This window comes from Lysobacter sp. TY2-98 (assembly GCF_003367355.1).
Taxonomy (GTDB): domain Bacteria; phylum Pseudomonadota; class Gammaproteobacteria; order Xanthomonadales; family Xanthomonadaceae; genus Cognatilysobacter.
Map to the genome: position 1 here is coordinate 331,985 of NZ_CP031413.1, position 19,664 is coordinate 351,648.

Consider the following 19,664-nt stretch of genomic DNA (forward strand, 5'->3'; position numbering starts at 1 on the left):
TGCAAAGCGCGACTCAGTCGGTCTTCGGCGCCGCGTCGTTGCGGGGCGGACGCGGTCCGCGGTCACGATCGCGATTTCCGCCATGCCGATGCCGGCCATCACGCCCCGGCGAACGCGGCTTCGGCGGTTGCGCCGGCACGTCGCGACCCGGCACCTGCGCGAGTTGCAGTTCGTCCGTGTCGAGGCGGATCGCGGTCAGCTTGCCACCCCAGACCGCGCCGGTATCGATGGCATGCACGCCGTGGCCGATGAAGAGGCCGAGCGTCGACCAGTGGCCGCAGACGATCTTCAGATCACGCGGCGCGTGGCCCGGCACGGAGTACCACGGGTACAGGCCGACCGGCTGCGTCCCCGGCGCGCCCTTGTCCTCGAAGCTGATGCGTCCACGCGGGCTGCAGAAACGCATGCGCGTGAACACGTTGATGATCGCGCGCCAGCGGTCGATGCCCGCAAGGCGCGGATTCCACGCGGGCGCGTCGCCATAGATGTGCTTGAGCAGGCGCGTGTACTGCTCGCCGTGCAGCACCTTCTCGACTTCGCGCGCATGGCGCTCGGCCATCGGGATCGTCCACTTCGGCGCGATGCCGGCGTGCAGCATCGCCCAGCCGAGCGCGCGGTCGACGTGCATGAGTTTCTGCCTGCGCAGCCAGCCCAGCAGTTCGTCCCGATCGGGCGCGGTGACGATGCGCTGCAGGTCCGGATTGACCTTGCGCTGTTCCTCTTCGCGACGCTCGCCGATCGCGAGCAGCGAGAGATCGTGATTGCCGAGCACCACCACGCTCTGCTCGCGCAATGAATGCACGAGCCGCAACGTCTCCAGCGACTGCCCGCCGCGGTTGACGAGGTCGCCGCAGAACCACAGGCGGTCCTTCGCGGGATCGAAGGCGATGCGTTCGAGCAGGCGCTGCGTCGCGTCGTAGCAGCCCTGGAGATCGCCGATGGCCCAGACCGTCATGCCGTCGCTCAGTGCAGCGTGCGAGGCACGGTCAGGGTGAACGCGGGAATCGGCGCTTCGAACTGCGTGCCGTCGTCCGCCTGCATGCGATACGTGCCGTGCATGGTGCCGAGATCAGTCTCCAGCACCGCGCCCGAGGTGTACTCGAACGCCTCGCCGGGCTCGAGATGGGGCTGCTTGCCGACGACGCCGTCGCCATCGACTTCGCGCACCTGGCCATGGGCGTCGGTGATGATCCAGTGGCGACCGAGCAGCTTGGCCGCCACCGTGCCGCGGTTCTGCACGCGCACGGTGTAGGCGAAGACGTAGCGGTCCTGCTCGGGTTCGGATTCGCTTTCGACGTAGTGCGCCTGCACTTCGACGCCGATCGCGTGGGAATTTCCGTCGTTCATCCGCCCGAGTTTACGTGCCCGGGCGAGCGGGTGAAACCGCGCAGCCGTCACGCGCCGTTGCGCGCGAGCAAGTTGGCCAGCGCGATGAAGCCCTCGACCGGCACCTGCTCGGCGCGATGCTGCGGGTCGATGCCGGCCGCGGCGATCGCCTCCGCGTCGCAGACGTTGGAAAGCGCGTTGCGCAGCGTCTTGCGGCGCTGGCCGAACGCATCGCGCACCACGCGTGCGAACAGCGCGCGGTCGATGACGGTGATTTCCGAATCGGGACGCGGCACCAGCCGCACCACGGCCGAGTCGACCTTCGGCGGCGGATTGAACGCGCCCGGCGGCACGTTGAACAGCGGCGTCACCCGGCAATAGGCCTGCAGCATCACGCCGAGGCGCCCGTAGACCTTGCTGCCTGGTCCGGCGGCCATGCGGTCGACGACTTCCTTCTGCAGCATGAAATGCATGTCGCGCACGACGGCCGCGTGGTCGAGCGCATGGAACAGGATCGGCGACGACAGGTTGTAGGGCAGGTTGCCGACCAGTCGGATCGTGCCGCCCGCGGCGAGCGCGGTGAAGTCGACCTGCAGCACGTCGGAATGGATGACGTGCAGCGTGCCGCGGCTCTGCGCGGCCTCCGTCAACGGCGCGATCAGGTCGCGGTCGAACTCGATGACGGTGAGTTCGTGGTGGCGCTCGAGCAACGGAAAGGTGATCGCGCCCTGGCCGGGGCCGATCTCGACGAGGCGGTCGCCGGGCTGCGGATCCACGGCCTGCACGATCTTCGAGATGATCCCGCGCTCGTGCAGGAAGTGCTGGCCGAGGCGCTTCTTCGGCGGTTCGGTGAACGGGGTGGTCGTCATCGGGCGATTATCCCGTACTGGAGCGGCGGGTCAGGCCGATGCGCGTTTGGGTGGACGGCCGGGGTGGCAGACCAGGCACCGACTGGTCCTGCGGGCTCGTGGCGGTGGCTTCGCGTTTTCCGATCGGCGTGAGTGATCGTGGGTGCGAGCACCGTCGTCGTCACGACGCATTTCCGTCGTGCCCCGCCGCACCAGCGCTGCGTATCGACGTCGCAAGACGGCCTACAGCGATCAGCTGGCGCGGCGATGCGAGGCGAGCTTCGCGCAGAGATCCGCGGCTGCAAACAGACTCGCAGGGTCGGCGCGCCCGGTGCCGGCGAGATCGAGGGCGGTGCCGTGATCGACCGCGACACGCGGATAGGGCAGGCCCAGCGTGATGTTCACCGCGCGCTCGAAGCCGCTGAACTTGAGCACCGGCAGACCCTGGTCGTGATACATCGCCACCACCGCGTCGAAGTCCGCGAGCTTCTGCGGGAGGAAGGCGGTGTCCGCGGGCAGTGGACCGACGAGATGCAGACCCGCATCGCGCAGGCGCGTGATCACGGGCGCGATCACATCGGTCTCTTCGCGACCGAGGTGACCGTCTTCGCCCGCATGCGGATTGAGGCCGAGCACCGCCACGGTCGGCGCGGCGATGCCGAAATCGCGGCGCAGCGCGGTGTCGACGATGCGCAGCGTGCGTTCGAGACCTTCCTGCGTGATCGCATCCGGCACGGCGCGCAATGACAGATGCGTGGTCGCCAGCGCGACGCGCAGGGATTCGTGGCCGAGCATCATCACCACGTCGCAGCCCGCCTGATGCGCAAGCAACTCGGTGGTACCGGAGTAGGCGATGCCGGCCTCGTTGACGATCGCCTTGTGCACCGGGCCGGTGACGAGGCCATGCAACCTGCCGTCCAGAGACGCGCGAGCTGCTGCAGTGAGCGCGTCGATCACCGACGGCGCGTTCGCAACGTCGAGTCGCCCGGGCTCGACCGGCCGTGCCACTGGAATCGGCACGATGCCAAGCGCGCCGGCGCGCGAGGCGTCGGCGTCATCGGGATCGACAAGTCGGAGAGTGGTGCCGGCGCGTCGCGCGGCGGCTTCGAGCACGCCGGGATCGGCGTATGCGATCAGTGCGGCGTCGCGCGGCCTTTGAGCCAGCGCGACGCAGAGTTCGGGCCCGACGCCGGCCGGTTCACCCGGGACCAGCGCGAGCCGCGTCGAACTCACTCAGCCGCCGGACGCCGGCGCGGGGGGCGTGGCTGGCGCGGTAGCAGGCGCCGCGGCACCGACGCGCACGTCGACGTAGGCCTCGCCGCGCAGTTCGCGCAGGTAGAGGTTCCACTGGTCTTCGAGCTTGCGACGGCCGAGTGTTTCGGCGACCTGCGCACGGCGGTTCTGGTCGCCGACGTTCGACTCGCGCGAGCCCAGCCGCTGCAGGACGTGCCAGCCGGCCTGCGTACGGAACGGCTTGGAGATGCCGTTGTCGTTGAGCAGCGTGACCTGTGCGCGGAACTCCGGGCCGAACTCGTCGGCGGTGAACCAGCCGAGGTCGCCGCCCTTGCCGGCCGAGTTCTGGTCCTGAGAATTCGCCTTCGCGAGTTCGGCGAAGTCGGCGCCGCCGGCCAGACGCGCGGCGAGCGTGTCGGCTTCGGCATGCGCCTGGTCGTCGGTCTTGCCGCCGCCCACGCGGATCAGGATGTGGCGGCCGTGGTACTGCGTGACCATCTGCGCCGGGGCGCTGGAGGCGTCGCGCACTTCGACCAGCTGCAGCAGCTGGAAGCCGCTCGGGCCGCGAATCGGATCAGTGACCTGGCCCGGCTGCAGGCCGTTGACCAGCGCCGCGAACGCGCTCGGGATCTCATCCGCCGCGCGCCAGCCCAGGTCGCCGCCTTCCAGCGCGTTCGGGCTATCGGAATAGCGTACCGCCGCGGCCTTGAAGTCCATCTCGCCACGCCCGATCAAGGCCTTGATGCCGTCGACCTTCTTCTGCGCGGTCTCGATCTGCTCCGCCGTCGCGCCGTCGGGCAGCGACACGAGGATGTGCGCGAGGTGGTACTGCTTGCCCGACTTCGCCGACGCGGCGAGGGCGGATTCGATTTCGGCTTCGCTGACGTTGACGCGGCTCTGCGCGAAACGCTGGCGCAGGCGCTGCAGCAGGAGTTCCTCGCGGATCGAGGTGCGGAAATCGGCGTAGCTCGAACCGTCGGCGGTCACGCGCTGACGGAGCTGGTCGACGCTGACGCCGTTCTGCTGCGCGACCGCGGCGATCGCCTGGTCGACTTCCTCGTCATTGACGCGGATGCCGGTTTCCTGCGCGCGCGCGACCTGCAGCTTGGTGAGGATCAGGCGCTCGAGCACCTGGCGTTCCAGCACGTCCTGCGGCGGGAGCTGGTTTTCCTTGCCGGCGTACTGCGAGCGGATGTTGGCGACGGCGCGATCGAGTTCGCTGCGCAGCACGACGTCCTCGTTCACCACCGCGGCGATGCGATCGAGTTCCTGCGTCTGCGTCTGCGCGAACACCGGCAACGGTGCGACGGTGGGCGCCACCACCAGGGCGGACAGCAGGCACGCGAGCAGGGTCTTCACCGGGCGGGAGGATGTCGTCATGGGGTCGAGTCGGAAGTCGTGGAGGTGCCGTTTTGGACGGGCGGACTCACCGTCTGCGGCGGGACGAGATACAGGTCGTCGCGGTCGTAGCCGAGAATAGCACGGCGCAATACGCGGCTTGCCTTCTGTCCGGCCGAGCCCAGGCCCTTCAGTTCAACTTCCAGTTGGATTGAGTTGTTCAGGTCACCGGTGCGGTCGCGCAGGTAGCGGCGGCCGACGGCGCGGACCGCGAGGCAGCAGCTTTCCCACTGGACGCCCGCGATCTCCTCGAGCGGCTTGTGATCGAGGATCGAGTAGTAGTACCGGCCGACGACGCTCCAGTTGTCGGTGATCGGATACAGGAAGGACACGTCGGCCTGACGCACGAGATCCGGCTGGCTGCCCGCCACCGCAGGGTTGAACGTCGTGTTGCGGCGGTAGCGGTAACCGAAGTTGAGGATGCCGCGGTCGCCGACGAGGTAGCGCGCACGCAGCGACGCGAGATCCTGACCGCGGATCTTCGGATCCCACTGGTAGGCGCCGTTGATCAGCCAGCGATCGCTGGGCGAGAAGCTCGACTCCAGCACCCACGCCGACTTGCCCTGCGACACCGGCGACTCGGCGCCGTCGATGATGACGCGGCTGTCCTCGAAGTAGCGGATCTGGCCCAGGCTGACCGACAGGCGCTCGCGACCATCCGACTCGCTGATGAAGCGCGTGGTCGCCGCGACGGTGAGCTGGTTGGCGTCGGTCTGGCGATCCGGCCCGGTGTAGCGGTTGTCGCGGAACAACTGGCCCCAGCTGAACGTCATCGGCGCGGTGTCGAACAGCGGAATACCGTTCTGGTCGCGATACGGAACGTTGAGATAGAACAGGCGCGGTTCGAACGTCTGCAGATAGCGCGTGCCGAGTACCGAGGTGCTGCGGTCGAAGTACATGCCGGCATCAAGAGTGCTGATCGGCAGGCTGCGCGACGGCGAGAGATCGGTGAGCGGCTGGAGCGCGCGCGTCTGCCAATCGTTGTCGAGCTGCCAGCCCGTGTAGCGCCATGCCAGCTTGGGATGCACGAACCAGCTCGCACCGTCGAAGTTGGCGGCGACGTAGGGTTTGAGGTCGAGGCGCGAGCCGTCGAACTGGCCGTTCTGGCCGGAGTACGTGACGTGTTGGAAGCGCACCATCTCGCCGTCGACACCTGCTTCCAGCCAGCGCCCGAACGGCTGCGCCCAGTGACCGTACAGGCGCGGCAGGCGGTCGTAGGGCAGGTTGGCGTCGCTCAGCGTGTAGTCGGCGAGCTGGTAGTGGTCGGCGGCTAGGCCGGCATTCCAGTAGCGCCCGCGACCGAACACGCCGGTCTCGCTGTGCACGAAATAGCTCGAGACGCCGTACAGGCTGTTGCTGAAGTCCTCGAGGTAATGCGTGTCGCTGACCCAGCCGAGGTTCGCGCTCGCGTAGAACGTCGAGTTGATGTTGTGGATGGCGGTCAGACCGAACTGGCCGCGGTTGCTGTCGGGCAGCGTCGCGCCGGGAATCGGGTTGCCATTGAGATCTTCGAGGTAGCGTTCCGGACGACGACCGGGCAGGTCGTCCTTCGGCATCCACGCGCCGTAGACGCTGCCGCTGCCCTGCTCGTAGAGCCAGCGGAATTCGGCGCCCAGGTGCAGGCCGCGCTTGCTCATGTAGCGCGGATACAACGTCGCGTCGTAGTTCGGCGCGATGTTGATGTAGATGGGCTGCTTCCAGTCGAAACCGTTGCGGTTCGAGCTGGAGATCGACGGGTACAACAGGCCGGTCTGGCGACGGTCGTCCGTCGGGAACGCGAACCACGGCACGTACAGCACCGGCACCTTGCCGACGCGCAGCGTGGCGTTGTGCGCGACGCCGCGGCCCTTCGCGAGATCGATGTCGATCTCCTTCGCACGCAGCTCCCATGCACGCTGGCCGGGATCGCAGGTCGAATAGGTGCCGCCGTACAGCGCGCCGTTCTGGTCCTTGAGCGCGATCTTCTCGGCACCGCCGTTGCCGCGACGACGCATCAGCTGGTACTGCAGGTCGTTGATGGTGTGGGTGTCGGATTCCTGGTTGCCCTCGGCGCTCTTGGCGACGATGCGCATGCCCGAATCCTGGTACCGCACGCTGCCGTCGGCCTTGTAGTCGCCGGACGTCTGGTTGTAGATCAGGCGATCGGTGCCGAGGAACTGGTCGCCGCGACGCAGCTGCACGTTGCCCTGCACGAGCGTATCGGTCGACTCCGACCCCTGCAGCGTGTCGCCCTCGATGTCGGTGGGCTGGGTCACGCGGGTGGCGGTGTCGCCGGACGCCGGCGTCGCCACGCCTTCGAACGCGGGCACCGCGTCGCGCAACGGGCACAGGCTCCAGTCCTCCTTCTCCTCGGCGGCCATTGCGGGGAGCGCGATGGCGATGCACAGCGATAACGGGAGCAGGCGGAGAGTGGGTCGCACGCGGGGCATTCCGTCTAGGTGAATGGCGTTTCGGCCATCGGGCGGGTAGCTTGCCGTATCCCCGACGGGGCGGCAACGCGGCAGGATCGGGGTTTCCCGGTGGAGGCGACATGAGTTCGGATGACGCGCAGAGCGCAAACGCACCGGCACACACCGACGAGGAGTGGCGCGCCAAGCTGACGCCCGAGCAGTACGCGGTCTGCCGATGTTCGGCCACCGAGCGCGCGTTCACCGGCAAGTTCTGGAACCACAAGGCCGCGGGCAGCTACACCTGTGTGGCCTGCGGCGCGCACCTGTTCCTATCGGTCGACAAGTACGACTCGGGCAGCGGATGGCCGAGTTTCGTTCGGCCAGCCAAGCCCGACGCGGTGTCCGAGCACGCGGACGCGAGCCACGGCATGCGCCGTGTCGAAGTGAAGTGCGCGCATTGCGAGTCGCACCTCGGCCACGTGTTCCCGGACGGCCCGCCGCCCACCGGGCTGCGCTACTGCATCAATTCGGCCGCGCTCGATTTCGAGCCCGAGCCGACGGGCTGAGCATGCGCGAACTGCTCCTGGTCGGACTCGGCGGTGCGATCGGTGCGATGGCGCGTCATGCCGCCGGCGCCGCTCTGCTGGCGACATCGAGTGCGTGGAAGTTTCCGGTCGGCACGTTGGCCGTGAACGTGTCCGGCTGTCTTCTGATCGGCGTGTTCGCCGCGTTCGCCGAGATGCTGCCGGGACTCAACGGCCCCGCGCGGCTGTTCCTGGTGACGGGCGTGCTCGGCGGTTACACCACGTTCTCGGCGTTCGGCCTCGAGACCCTGCTGATGCTGCGCCGGGGCGACACGATGCTCGCGACGGGCTATGTCGCCGCGAGCATCGTGCTGGGCCTGGCCGCGGTGTGGCTCGGCATGAAGGCCGTCCTGCTTGTGCGCTGATCAGGCGGCGGCGAACGCGTCGCGCGTCAGGTTCAACGGGGCGCCGTCGGTGCAGGCCACGTCGTCCTCGATGCGGATGCCGCCGAACGGGCGGAATGCCTCGACACGCGACCAGTCCACGCTGTCGGCATGAGGCCCGGCGCGCAGGTCGTCGAGCAGCATGTCGATGAAGTACAGGCCGGGCTCGATCGTCACCACCATGCCTGGCGCCAGCGTGCGTGTCAGGCGCAAGTAGGGATGGCCTTCGGGTTTCGACAACGTCGCGCCGCCCGCGTCGTCCGAGGCGAAACCCGCGACATCGTGCACCTGCAGGCCGATGCCGTGGCCGATGCCGTGCGGGAAGAATGTGCCGCTGACGCCTGTTTCCACGGCAACCTCGGGCGACACACGCAGCACGCCGTGATCGCGCAGCACGCGGGCAAGCGCGAGGTGCGCGTCGAGATGCAGTTGGCGATAGTCGAAGCCCGAACGCACCTGCGCGCACATGCGCTGCTGGGCGGTGTCGACGTCGTTGATCAGCGCCTGGAATTCGCTCGCGTGGTCGCGCGCATAGGTGCGGGTGATGTCGCAGGCGTACCCGCCGAACGAGGCGCCGGCATCGATCAGGAAGCTGCGGATGTCGGCGGGTGCATCGCGATCGAGCTCGGTGTAGTGCAGCACAGCGCCGTGTTCGTTGAGCGCGACGATGTTGCCGTAGGGCAGGTCGTTGGCGTCCTGGCGCGCGGCCGCGCAATAGGCAAGGTGGATGTCGAATTCGGAGCGCCCTTCGCGGAACGCGGCTTCGGCGGCGCGGTGCGCGCGCACGCCGATGCGCGAGGCCTCGCGCATCATCGCGATCTCGTACGGCGTCTTGAATGCGCGGTGGTATTCAAGGTAGGCGACGACCGCCGGCGGATTGTTCGGGGCATACTCGCCCAGCGCGCTCTGCGGTTCGCCGACGATCGCGCACCTGCCAGGAGGGGGCAGGTGGGAGGCGGCTTCGTCCGCGGTCCGGATCACGACGATGTCGAAATGATCGACCCACCAGCCCTTCGGCGCCTGCGGAACGACATGCCAATAATCGCGGGGCTGCAGATAAATCAGTTTCGGCCGTTGACCCGGAGTAGCGACCAGCCAGCTTCCGGGGTTGCGCACGAGCGGCAGCCAGGCCTTGAACTGCGGGTTGACCGCATAGGGATAGTCACGGTCGTCGAACGCCTGGTAATGCAGGGTGCCGCTGGGCACGACGAGGTGGTCGAAGCCACCGCGTTCGAGCGCGATGGCAGTCCGGGCCTGCAGCACTTCGATGTGACGGGCGTACAGGGACGGGAGCGAAGGATCGGTCATGTCGACAGGATCAGGGGGCGACGACGTGGATTCTGACCCATCCGCCCGCCGGGCGCCGGGCGCCGGCACACGGCGGCCGCGGCGCGCGTGGGCGGCGAGCCTGCTGGCGTTCGGCGTCGGCATCGCGTTGACGATCGCGCTGCTGGGCGCGCAACTGCATCGCGCGCGCTTGCAGCGGGCGCAGCAGCTCGATGCGCTCGCCGATGGCGAGATCGGCGCGTTGCGGGAGCAGCTGCGGTCCTACGACCTCGCACTGCGTGCGCTGCAGGCCGGGTTCCTGGCGCGCGAGGTGGATTTCACCGGCTTCGACCGGCTCTATCGCACGCTCAATCTGCGCAAGCGCCTGCCGGGGCTGCAGGCCGTCGTGTATTCCGTGCCGCGTCCGGGCGCTGACGGCATCCATTACCCCACGCTCTACGTCGCACCGCTGGATGGCAACGAACGCGTGCTCGGCCTCGACGTGCGCACGCAGCCGGCCAATCTGGTGGCGCTGGAACAGTCACGCGACACCGATCGCCCGGTGCTGTCCGCACCGTTTCGCCTGGTTCAGGACCCACCGGGCCACGCGCCCGACGGTCTGCTGTTGCGCCTGCCCGCCTACAGCCCCGGTGACGTGCCGACCACGCTGGAGGCGCGTCGCGCACGCTTCGTCGGTTCGCTGGCGATGTCGTTCCGGATTTCGCGACTGACGCAGGACGCCTTCCGCCCCGAATGGCGCCGCGCGTTGCACCTGCGCGTGACCGATGTCGACGCGACGCCGAACGCGCTCGTGTTCGATTCGAGTCCGGGGCATGCTCCGGCGGGCGACGCCTGGCACCAGACGCACACGATCGCGTTCGCGGGCCGCCACTGGCGCGTCGAGATGCACGACGCGCTCGACGGCCATTTCGACGTTCGCGAAAGCCTGCCGCTGCTGATCGCGGGCATCGCCGGCAGCGTGCTGTTCGCGCTGTGGATCGCCGCGCTCGCCGGCGCCCGGCAGCGCGCGCTGGAAGTCGGCGAGGCGATGAGCCGTCGCTACCGCGAGAGCGAGGAACGCTTCCGCGTCGTCAACGAACTGCTTCCCGCGCTCGTGCTGCTCGTGCGCGAGGAAGACGGCAGCGTGATGTACGCGAACCAGGCGGCGCGCATCCGGCTCGGAGAAAACGTCGACGGTGCGCAGATCGAAGCCCTGTTCGAGGACGCACACCGCCGCGCGGAGGTGATGCAGGCGGAGGATCCGGGCTGGGATGGCGTCGAAGCGATGTTGCGCAGCACGAATGGCGATCGCTTCTGGGCCAGCGTGTCGATGTCGCGGGTGCGCATCAACGGACGCTGGAAGCGGCTGGTCGTCGCGTCGGACATCTCCCAGCAGCGTCAGCTCACCGAGCTGCTGAGTTACCAGGCCTCCCACGATGCGCTCACCGAACTGTTCAATCGTCGCGAGTTCGAGCGGCACGTCGAGCGCACCCTCGCGCATTCGGGGTCGGGGACGACGCGCTATGCACTGCTCTACGTCGACCTCGACCAGTTCAAGCTGATCAACGACACCTCCGGCCACGCCGCGGGTGACCAGCTGCTGTCGCAGCTCGCGCAGGTGATGCGTGAGCAGCTGCGCTCGGGTGACGTGCTGGCGCGTTTGGGCGGCGATGAATTCGGCGTGCTCGCCTGCGACGTGCAGGACGAAGCCGCCGCGCGCCTCGTGGCCGAGCGCCTGCGCCAACACATCGACGGCTATACCTTCGTGTGGGAGCAGTCGAGCTACGGCATCACGGCAAGCATCGGCGGCGTGCTGCTCGATCCGTCGAGCTCGCTGAAGGAGCTGTTCGCCCAAGCCGACAGCGCCTGCTACATGGCGAAGGAAGCGGGCCGCAACCGCGTGCACTTCTTCTCGACCGGCGACAACGCGATGGCGCAGCGTCGCACCGAAATGGAGTGGGCGCATCGCTTGCGCTGGGCGCTCGAGTCGCAGCGCTTTCGCCTGTATTTCCAGGAAGTGCATCCGCTGGCCAGCCTCGCCGGCGGCACGCGCATCGAACTGCTGCTGCGCCTGCTCGATGAGGACGACCGCATCGTGCCGCCGGGGGCGTTCATTCCCGCAGCAGAGCGTTACGGCCTGATGCCGAACATCGATCGCTGGGTGGTCGAAACCGCGCTGGCGAACATCGACCGCCTGCATCCGGAAGGACGCGGTCTGTCGATGGTGGCGATCAATCTCTCTGGCGCCACGATCGAGGACGAGTCGTTCGTCGAACGCATCCTCGAACTGATCACGCGCTACGACATCGATCCACGCAGGCTCTGCTTCGAGATCACCGAGACGCTCGCCGTGCGCAACCTCGCGCAGGTCTCGCGTTTCATGGGCCAGCTGCGCAAGGCCGGCTGCCGCATTTCGCTGGACGACTTCGGCGTCGGCATGTCGTCGTTCGGTTATCTCAAGAACCTGCCGGTCGACATGATCAAGATCGACGGCAGCTTCGTGCAGGATCTCGCCAGCGATCCGATGAGCCACGCGATCGTGCGTGCGGTGACGGACATCGGCCATCAGCGCGGCATGCAGGTCGTCGCCGAATGGGTCGACAGCGACGCCATCATCCGCGCGCTGACGGAGATCGGCGTCGACCACGCGCAGGGCTTCGCGCTGCACCGGCCCGAGCCGGCGCAACTGCATTACTCGGATCAGACGTAGGTCGCGCCGGGGGCGTCGATCCAATCGCGCAGGCGTTCGATCTGGCCGTCGTCGAGCGACAGGAAGCGGAAGCCGGTCCACGCCTGGCCCGGCGCCGACGCATCGTTCTGCCACAGCAGGTGCGCGCCGACTTCAAACGCGTGGCGGTTGCCGGCACGGTCGGAGAGCACGAAGCGCAGCTGGTAAAGGCAGTCCTCGTACAGCGGAGCGTTCGCGAGCAATAGCAGCCCGCTTTCGGAGACGTTGCCGAGCTGGCCGATCGCCTTTTCGGTCATGTCGTCGATGACGTCGACGCGATCGTCGACGCGACGACGGCGGGCGCGGCGAGCTTCGTCCGCAAGCGTGTTCATGCAGTGCGCTCCCGCGGACGGACCGGTGCCTGGCTGGTGCCGAGTGCCTGCAACGCGGCGCGCCAGGCGCGATCGATCAGGCGGCCTTCGCCGGCGGTAACGACCTGCGCGCCGCCTGCGGCGAGATCACGCGCTAGCGCATCGAGTCGGCCGTCGGCCACGCGCTGGCCACGCGGATTCACGAACAGCGTCTGGCCGGTGACCTCGCTAAGCCACGACAGGCGACGACGCATCACCGCGCCACGTTCGCCCGGCAGATCGAACCAGGCGCCCGGCGGCAACTCACGCACGCGACGTGCCTGCGCTTCCGCGTCGGCATCGAGTGGTTCGCCGCCGTCGCCGTCCATGTCGGTGTCCTCGCCGAGGCGAGCGCGTGACTTGAGGCGCATCGTCAGCTCGGTGCGCGTCGCCGCGTCGTCGCCGTTCGCATCTTCGGTGCCGGTGAGGATGCGCGCGATACGCGCGGCGTCATCGGCGTGATAGCCGACGGTCGACAACCACTGATCGACCAGCAGCACGAGATCGGGGCCTGCGCTGGCCTTGCCCGCGGCGGCTGCGACGAGCTCGTCGGTGGCTTCGATCAGCGACGTCCACTCCCCACTTTCTTCACCTCGGCGAAGGTGCGCGAGCGTGAGCACGTCGGCCCAGGCATGGCGCAGCATGCCGCGGTGGAAGGCGGGCAGTTTGGTGGATTTCAGCGCGGTGTCGATGACATCGCCGGCGCGGCGGCGCGCCACGGCGAGCTTGTCCTTGCCGCGCGCCGCCTCGACGTTGCGGCGTTCGGCGATCTCCGAGCGTCGCGCCACCGCCTGCTGTTGCTGTTCGAGAGCGTTGAGCCCGCTGCGGAACGCGCCGGCGACGTCGGAGGGCGCGCGCGCGATCGCGTCGACGATGCGTTCGAGGTGCAGCAGAAGCTGCGGATCGATGTCGTCCGGTGCGTACCAGCGCGCGCCGGATTCGGCGACCGCGTTGAGCACTTCGCGCGCGGGATGCGCGGCGCGCAGGAAGAAACCGGGATCCGCGAGCGCGAGGCGCAGCAGCGGAAGATGCAGGCGATCGAGCATCGCCTTCGCCGGCGAGTCCGGGCGCACCTCGCGTTCGAGGTGCGAATTCATCAACGACAGCAGCTCGAAAATGTCGGCGTCTTCGCGCGAAAGCGCGACCGCCTCGCCCTGGCGCTGCCGCGCGTGCAGCAGGAGCCACTGGCGAATTCCGTCGACATCGAGACCGGCGACGTCGTCGCCCGCGGACGCGAGCAGCTCGAGTGCGATCTGAGTCGGCAGTTCGGGGCGTGTGGAGAGCGGGCGGTTGCCGGCGCCACCCGCGACGGCATCGCCGCCACCGAAGCTGCCATCGCCACCCGCAAAGCCCGCCAGTGCGTTGCCGCCACCCGCGCCGCCACTGCCCGTAGCGCCGGCGAAACCGCCGCGACCGCCTGCGCCGGTATTCGAGCCTGCGTCGCTCGCGCCCGGTGCGCCCCCTTCTTCGCCGGGCATGAAGCCGGTGCGGAAGCGGTCCGCCATCGAGCGGCGCGAGGCGAGCAGGTCCTGCAGCATCTGGAACGTCGGTGCATCGGCATCGCTCGGTGCGGCGCCGGTCCAGCCCGTGTGCGGGCGTTCGCGCTCCGCGGCAAGCGACGCATCGCTCGGCGGCGCGACGCGTGCCCGCGGCCGCAACGGTACGAACGACAGGCCCGGCATGATGCGCTGGCGCATCAGCAGGTCGTTGATCGACTCGGCGACCGCGGGGTATTCGCCCAGCACCAGGCGGTCGAATTCGCGCAACAGCATGACGCGCAGCCCGAGCCCGAATCCGTTTGCTTCCGCGGCGGCGAGCATGAGCTCGCAGAGTCGACGCGGCCCCACGGGCAGGCGGCCCGGCTCGTAGGCCGGCGATTCTGCGAGCACGGCGAAGCGCTGGCAGAGCAGGTGGATGGGCAGCGGCGCGCGCGATTCCTGGCGCATCGCGATGGCCTTGAGTTCGGTCTCTTCGTTCGCCTCGTCGTGTTCGACCAGACGAAGTTCTTCGAACGTCGGCATCAATGGACGCGCGTCCGGCGTGCGATGCTGCTGGCGCGCGACGGTGCGCAGGCCGGCCAGTTCCACGTCGACGTTCCGCGCGAACTGCGCGATGAAGGTGGCCTGGCGGCGCGCGAGCAATTGCGTCTGCTCGATCAGGTCCGGCGTCAGCGCCGGTCGCGCGCCGGTGTCGCGCATGTTGTGGCCGAAGCGATTGTCGAGGTGCGGCAGGACGCGGTCGAGCGGGTCAACCACCAATTCGTAGACGGCGGCGTGCGTGGCTTCCAGGGCGTCCCTGACCCGACGCGGCAGCGACGCGGCGGCAATCGCCTCCGCGGACGGAATCCGCCGATGGGGTGGAAATGGGACCGACACCTAGGTTCTCCCCCTCGATTGAGACGATTCAAACACGCTCACGCGCCGATGTCAGCTGCCACCTCGACATCGAGGAACAATTCGAGCACGTCGTTCGTGAACCGCCGGCCTGCTTCGGTCGGCCATACGCGCTCGCCGTCGTGAGATAGCCAGCCTCGCGCGACGGCTTCGCCGATGGGGGCATCGATCGCGTTCCGCGGCAGGCCGGTGCGGGCTTCGAACTGGGTCCAGCTGAAACCTTCGTGCAGGCGCAGGGCGTTGAGCATGAATTCGAAGGGACGCCGCGCCGGCTCGATGCGCTCGTCGCCACCCAGCGCAGCCGCGGTGCCGGCGGTGGCCAGGTACTGCGTCGGGTGTTTGTGCTTCCAGCGACGCAGGATGGTCTGCTCGGCGCCGAGCGTGATCTTGGCGTGCGCCCCGGCGCCGATGCCGAGGTAGTCGCCGAATCGCCAGTAGTTGAGGTTGTGCTCGCAGCGATGGCCGGGGCGCGCGTAGGCGCTGGTCTCGTAGTGCGCGTAGCCGGCGTCGGCGAGCATGGCCTGGCAATGCTCCTGCATGTCCCAGGCGAGGTCGTCGTCGGGAATGTTCCTCGGCGGACGCGCGGCAAAGACGGTGTTGGGTTCGAGCGTGAGCTGGTAGTGCGAGATGTGCGTGGGCGCCAATGCGAGTGCACGTTCGACGTCGCGCTCGGCCATCGCCAGATCCTGCCCGGGCAGCGCGTACATCAGGTCGAGATTGACCTCGCCGAAACCGGCGTCCTGCGCCTGCCGGATCGCGGTGGCGGCCTGCGTCGAATCGTGGATGCGGCCCAGGCGTTCGAGGCAGCCGTCATCGAAGCTCTGCACGCCGAAGCTGAGGCGGTTGACGCCCGCGGCACGGTAGTCGGCGAGCTTGTCGTATTCCGATGTGCCGGGATTCGCCTCGAGCGTGATTTCGCAATCGGGAGCGAAGCGCAGGCGCGAACTCGCCTGTTGCAGGAAGCGGTCGATGAGCGCGGCCGGCATCAGGCTGGGCGTGCCGCCGCCGAAGAACACCGTGCGGATCGTGCGCCCCCAGACCAGTGGAAGGTCGAAGTCGAGGTCGGCGATCAGGGCGTCGACGTACTGCGTGAGCGGAAGCTCACCGCGACCCTGGTGGGAGTTGAAGTCGCAGTACGGGCACTTCTTCACGCACCACGGCACATGCACGTAGAGCGAGAGAGGCGGAGTGACGAGGGTCATGCGGGTGAGGCGTCGTGAGGTTGTCGCGTCGGCCCATGTTCGGGCATGCCCGCCAATGCGTCGAGCAACGAGGTGTCGATCCGTGTGCGGCGTCGCCCGTGCACGATCAACCACAGTGCCACCGCGCGCACGGTGGGGTGCGACGGCGACGGACCCATCAGCACCAGCCCGACGCCCGCGGCCTCGCGTTCGAGTCGTAGCCGGCACCATGGCAGCACGATCCGGTGATAGCGCACGCTGGCGACCTGCCGCGCGGGCAGCACGCGGAACGCGTAACCGGTGGTGGCGTCGCGCAGGGTCACGGTCGGGCCGTCGAGCACCGCCCACTGCACGCGCGACATCACCGCAAGCGCGAGGGCCAGCAGCACCATCATCGCCACCATCGGTCCGCCGAACGCACCCGCGCCGAGCGCGAGCCCGACGATCGCCGTGCACGCCCCTACGATCGCGCCGACACGCGACTGCCAGCCGACCACCAGCTCTTCGCGAAGTGCGCTCATGTCGCTCTCCAGTCCGCCAGTTGTGCGCGCAATGCGTCGACCGCGCGGCCGCGATGGCTCACGCGCGCCTTGATCGACGGGTCGAGTTCCGCGGCCGACACGCCGCGTTCGGGATCGAGAAATACCGGGTCGTAGCCGAATCCGCCGGCGCCGCGCGCCGCGTCGAGGATGTGCCCGTGCCAGCTGCCCTCGGCGATCAACGGACGCGGATCCTCCGCGTGCCGAAGCAGGACGATCACCGCATGGAAATAGGCGCCGCGCTCGCTGTCCGCGCGATCACGCAGTGCGTCGAGCAGCTTGGTGATGTTCGCGGTCGGGTCCGCCTGGGGGCCGGCGTAACGCGCGGAATAGAGACCCGGCGCGCCGCCGAGCGCATCAACGCACAAGCCCGAATCGTCGGCGAGTGCGGGCAGGCCGGTGACACGGGCGGCGTGGCGCGCCTTGATCAACGCGTTCTCGACGAAGGTCAGACCGGTTTCGTCGGCATCCTCGACGCCCAGCGCGGACTGCGGCACGCAGTCGAAACCCAGCGGCGCGAGCAGGCGCTCGAACTCGGCAAGCTTGCCGGAGTTGCTGCTGGCGACGACCACTTTCATGTGCGTCATCGTGACGCCCGGCGGGTGTACGCCGGGTGGATCAGCGACCCAATGCCGCGCGCTGGAACGCGACGAGTTCGGCGATGCCCGCTTCGGCGAGATCGGTCAGCGCGTTGAGCTCGTCGCGTCGGAACGCATGGCCTTCGGCCGTGCCCTGCAGCTCGATGAAACCGCCGCCGTCGTTCATCACGACATTCATGTCGGTGTCGCAGTCGCTGTCCTCGGCGTAGTCGAGATCGAGCACGGGCACGCCCCGGTACACGCCTACGGACACCGCCGCCACCGCGCCGACGAGCGGATCGCGCTTGATCTCGCCGCGGGCGAGCAGCCACTGCACGGCGTCGGCCAACGCGACATACGCGCCGGTGATCGCGGCCGTGCGCGTGCCGCCGTCGGCCTGGAGGACGTCGCAATCGAGGGTGATCGTGCGTTCGCCGAGCGCGCGGCGGTCGACGCAGGCGCGCAGCGAACGGCCGATCAGGCGCTGGATCTCGAGCGTGCGGCCGCCCTGCTTGCCGCGCGAGGCTTCGCGGTCGTTGCGGGTGTTGGTCGAGCGCGGAAGCATCCCGTACTCGGCGGTCACCCAGCCTTCGCCCTTGCCGCGCAGGAAACCGGGCACCTTGCCCTCGACGCTCGCCGTGCACAGCACGCGCGTCTCGCCGAACTCGATCAGGACCGAGCCTTCGGCGTGCTTCGTGAAGCCGCGGGTGATGCGGACGGGGCGCAGCTGGTGGGGCGCGCGGCCCGACGGGCGGGCGAAATCAGCGGTCGCGCTCATGGGCGGCGATATCCGGGCGACGGCGCGTGAGCGTACCATCCACGCCCCGCGGCCCTCGGCACCGAACTCCATGTCCATCCGCAGCATGACCGCCTTCGCGAGCGGCGAAGCCACCACGCCGTGGGGCACGCTCGCCTGCGAGCTGCGTTCGGTGAACCACCGCTTCCTCGAGATCGCCACCCGCTTGCCCGACGAGCTGCGCGCGCTCGAGCCCGCTCTGCGCGAACGCATCGGCGCGCGCATCAGTCGCGGCAAGGTTGACGTGACGATGCGTCTGCGCGCGGCCGAGGGCGGCGGCGCGCTGCAGGTCAATCGCGAGCGCCTCGCCGAACTCGCGCGGCTGTCGCGCGAACTCGAAACCGACTTTCCCGGCCTGCGTACCGATTTCTCGCAGCTGCTGCAGATCCCGGGCGTGGTGAAGGGCGAGGGCGTCGACACCGCTGCGCTGCACGCCGAGGCACTGGCGCTGCTGGACCGTACGCTCGATGAATTCGTCGCCTCGCGTGAACGCGAAGGCGCGAAGCTCGCGCAGGCGATCACCGATCGCCTCGACGGCATCGCGACCATCCGCGAAACCGTGCGCGAATGCATCCCGGCGATCCGCGAAGGCCAGCGCACGCGCCTGGAAACGCGCCTCGCCGACCTGCCGGTGCCGGTCGATCCGGGCCGCATCGAACAGGAGCTCGTGCTCGCGCTGCAGAAGCTCGACGTCGATGAAGAGCTCGATCGTCTCGACGCCCACCTGTCGGAAGCGCGCCGGGTGTTGAAGCTCAAGGAAGCGGTCGGCCGTCGCCTCGATTTCCTGCTGCAGGAGTTCAATCGAGAGGCGAACACGCTGGGCAGCAAGTCGGTCGACAGCCGCACGTCGTCCGCGGCGATCGATCTCAAAGTGCTGATCGACCAGATCCGCGAGCAGGTCCAGAACATCGAGTAGCCGACGCCGGCCCGGACCGCCGCTCCGTCGGAGCAGGTAGGATTCGGCAGCCCGGCCCCGCCGATACCCGCAGACCAGAACCGGCCCATGCGTGGAACCCTCTTCATCGTCGCGGCGCCTTCGGGCGCGGGCAAATCCAGCATCGTCAATGCGGTGCTCGCCCGCGATCCGAACATCTCGCTCTCGATCTCGTTCACCTCGCGCGCGCCGCGTCCGGGTGAGCGGCATGCCGAGCACTACCACTTCGTCGGCAAGCAGGAGTTCGAGGACATGGTCGCCGCGGGCGACTTCTTCGAGCACGCGCTGGTGCATGGCGACTGGAAGGGCACGGCGCGTCAGTCGGTCGAGCCGCAACTCAATTCCGGCCGCGACGTCCTGCTCGAGATCGACTGGCAGGGGGCCCGCCAGGTCCGCGCCCAGGTGCCGGACGCGATTTCCGTCTTCATCCTCCCACCCTCGCGCGCCGCGCTCGAGGAGCGGATGCGCAAGCGCGGGCAGGACAGCGAGGACGTCATCGCCCAGCGCCTCGCCGCCGCGCGCGAGGAGATGAGCCACTACGGCGAGTTCGACTACCTCATCGTCAACGAGGACTTCGAGACCGCGGTGGCCGAGATGTGCGCGATCTTCACCGCGAGCCGCCTGCGCCGCGATCCGCAGGTTGCGCGGCACCAGCGACTGATCACGGCGCTGCTGGTCGACGACCCGTCCTGAGCTGCCGTTTCTCGGCTAACTGACTGATTCCAAAGGAAAGGCTT

The 19,664-nt window shown here is 68.6% G+C and carries 18 protein-coding genes; 5 read left to right on the top strand and 13 right to left on the bottom strand.

Features of this window, described 5'->3' with window-relative positions:
- Positions 1-13: 13 nt before the first annotated feature.
- The 6 genes from DWG18_RS01610 to lptD form a co-directional block, all read right to left on the bottom strand.
- Positions 14-955: a symmetrical bis(5'-nucleosyl)-tetraphosphatase gene (locus tag DWG18_RS01610; RefSeq protein WP_115644790.1), complete on the bottom strand. Its 942-nt coding sequence runs from the start codon at positions 953-955 to the stop codon at positions 14-16.
- An 8-nt stretch (positions 956-963) separates the two neighbouring features.
- Complete coding sequence (apaG, locus tag DWG18_RS01615) at positions 964-1,347, bottom strand: Co2+/Mg2+ efflux protein ApaG (RefSeq protein WP_115644792.1); 384 nt, start codon at positions 1,345-1,347, stop codon at positions 964-966.
- 47 nt (positions 1,348-1,394) lie between these two features.
- On the bottom strand, positions 1,395-2,195 hold the full coding sequence (gene rsmA, locus DWG18_RS01620; protein WP_115644794.1) for a 16S rRNA (adenine(1518)-N(6)/adenine(1519)-N(6))-dimethyltransferase RsmA: 801 nt from the start codon (positions 2,193-2,195) through the stop codon (positions 1,395-1,397).
- Between the two features lie 231 nt (positions 2,196-2,426).
- The gene (pdxA, locus tag DWG18_RS01625; protein ID WP_115644796.1) at positions 2,427-3,407 is read right to left on the bottom strand and encodes a 4-hydroxythreonine-4-phosphate dehydrogenase PdxA; all 981 of its coding nucleotides are present in this window, start codon (positions 3,405-3,407) and stop codon (positions 2,427-2,429) included.
- Complete coding sequence (locus DWG18_RS01630; protein WP_115644798.1) at positions 3,408-4,787, bottom strand: peptidylprolyl isomerase; 1,380 nt, start codon at positions 4,785-4,787, stop codon at positions 3,408-3,410.
- Complete coding sequence (gene lptD, locus DWG18_RS01635) at positions 4,784-7,234, bottom strand: LPS assembly protein LptD (protein ID WP_115644800.1); 2,451 nt, start codon at positions 7,232-7,234, stop codon at positions 4,784-4,786. Before lptD ends, DWG18_RS01630 begins: the two co-directional genes overlap by 4 nt.
- Before the next feature lie 101 nt (positions 7,235-7,335).
- Here lptD and msrB point away from each other — a divergent pair, with 101 nt between their 5' ends.
- Both msrB and crcB read left to right on the top strand, forming a co-directional pair.
- A complete protein-coding gene (gene msrB / locus DWG18_RS01640) occupies positions 7,336-7,761 on the top strand; it encodes a peptide-methionine (R)-S-oxide reductase MsrB (protein WP_115644802.1) in 426 nt (141 codons plus the stop codon).
- 2 nt (positions 7,762-7,763) lie between these two features.
- Positions 7,764-8,144: a fluoride efflux transporter CrcB gene (crcB, locus tag DWG18_RS01645; protein ID WP_115644804.1), complete on the top strand. Its 381-nt coding sequence runs from the start codon at positions 7,764-7,766 to the stop codon at positions 8,142-8,144.
- Here crcB and pepQ read toward each other — a convergent pair whose 3' ends face one another.
- The gene (pepQ, locus tag DWG18_RS01650; protein WP_115644806.1) at positions 8,145-9,470 is read right to left on the bottom strand and encodes a Xaa-Pro dipeptidase; all 1,326 of its coding nucleotides are present in this window, start codon (positions 9,468-9,470) and stop codon (positions 8,145-8,147) included.
- A gap of 25 nt (positions 9,471-9,495) precedes the next feature.
- Between pepQ and DWG18_RS01655 the strand changes: the two genes are divergently transcribed.
- Complete coding sequence (locus tag DWG18_RS01655) at positions 9,496-12,138, top strand: EAL domain-containing protein (protein WP_240318565.1); 2,643 nt, start codon at positions 9,496-9,498, stop codon at positions 12,136-12,138.
- On the opposite strand, the gene DWG18_RS01660 is transcribed toward DWG18_RS01655, so the two are convergent.
- The 6 genes from DWG18_RS01660 to rph are packed head-to-tail and all read right to left on the bottom strand — an operon-like array spanning position 12,129 to position 17,975.
- Positions 12,129-12,488, bottom strand: coding sequence for a PilZ domain-containing protein (locus DWG18_RS01660; RefSeq protein ID WP_115644810.1), 360 nt, complete (start codon positions 12,486-12,488; stop codon positions 12,129-12,131). The two genes, DWG18_RS01655 and DWG18_RS01660, sit on opposite strands and share 10 nt — an antisense overlap.
- A complete protein-coding gene (locus DWG18_RS01665) occupies positions 12,485-14,881 on the bottom strand; it encodes a DUF1631 family protein (RefSeq protein ID WP_115644812.1) in 2,397 nt (798 codons plus the stop codon). The genes DWG18_RS01660 and DWG18_RS01665 overlap by 4 nt, the downstream gene beginning before the upstream one ends.
- Before the next feature lie 38 nt (positions 14,882-14,919).
- Positions 14,920-16,101 (bottom strand): radical SAM family heme chaperone HemW, encoded by a 1,182-nt coding sequence (hemW, locus tag DWG18_RS01670; RefSeq protein WP_115644814.1) that lies wholly within the window; start codon positions 16,099-16,101, stop codon positions 14,920-14,922.
- Entirely contained in the window at positions 16,098-16,601 is a 504-nt protein-coding gene (locus tag DWG18_RS01675; protein ID WP_115644816.1) for a hypothetical protein, read from the bottom strand. Before DWG18_RS01675 ends, hemW begins: the two co-directional genes overlap by 4 nt.
- Complete coding sequence (rdgB, locus tag DWG18_RS01680; protein ID WP_115647978.1) at positions 16,598-17,197, bottom strand: RdgB/HAM1 family non-canonical purine NTP pyrophosphatase; 600 nt, start codon at positions 17,195-17,197, stop codon at positions 16,598-16,600. The genes DWG18_RS01675 and rdgB overlap by 4 nt, the downstream gene beginning before the upstream one ends.
- Positions 17,198-17,237: 40 nt before the next feature.
- Positions 17,238-17,975: a ribonuclease PH gene (gene rph, locus DWG18_RS01685; protein WP_115647977.1), complete on the bottom strand. Its 738-nt coding sequence runs from the start codon at positions 17,973-17,975 to the stop codon at positions 17,238-17,240.
- Between the two features lie 85 nt (positions 17,976-18,060).
- On the opposite strand from rph, the gene DWG18_RS01690 reads away from it, so the two are divergent.
- Both DWG18_RS01690 and gmk read left to right on the top strand, forming a co-directional pair.
- Positions 18,061-18,909 carry a YicC/YloC family endoribonuclease gene (locus DWG18_RS01690; protein WP_115647979.1) on the top strand — a complete coding sequence of 283 codons (849 nt, stop codon included), beginning with the start codon at positions 18,061-18,063 and terminating at the stop codon, positions 18,907-18,909.
- A gap of 87 nt (positions 18,910-18,996) precedes the next feature.
- On the top strand, positions 18,997-19,620 hold the full coding sequence (gene gmk, locus DWG18_RS01695) for a guanylate kinase (RefSeq protein WP_115644818.1): 624 nt from the start codon (positions 18,997-18,999) through the stop codon (positions 19,618-19,620).
- Positions 19,621-19,664 lie beyond the last annotated feature (44 nt).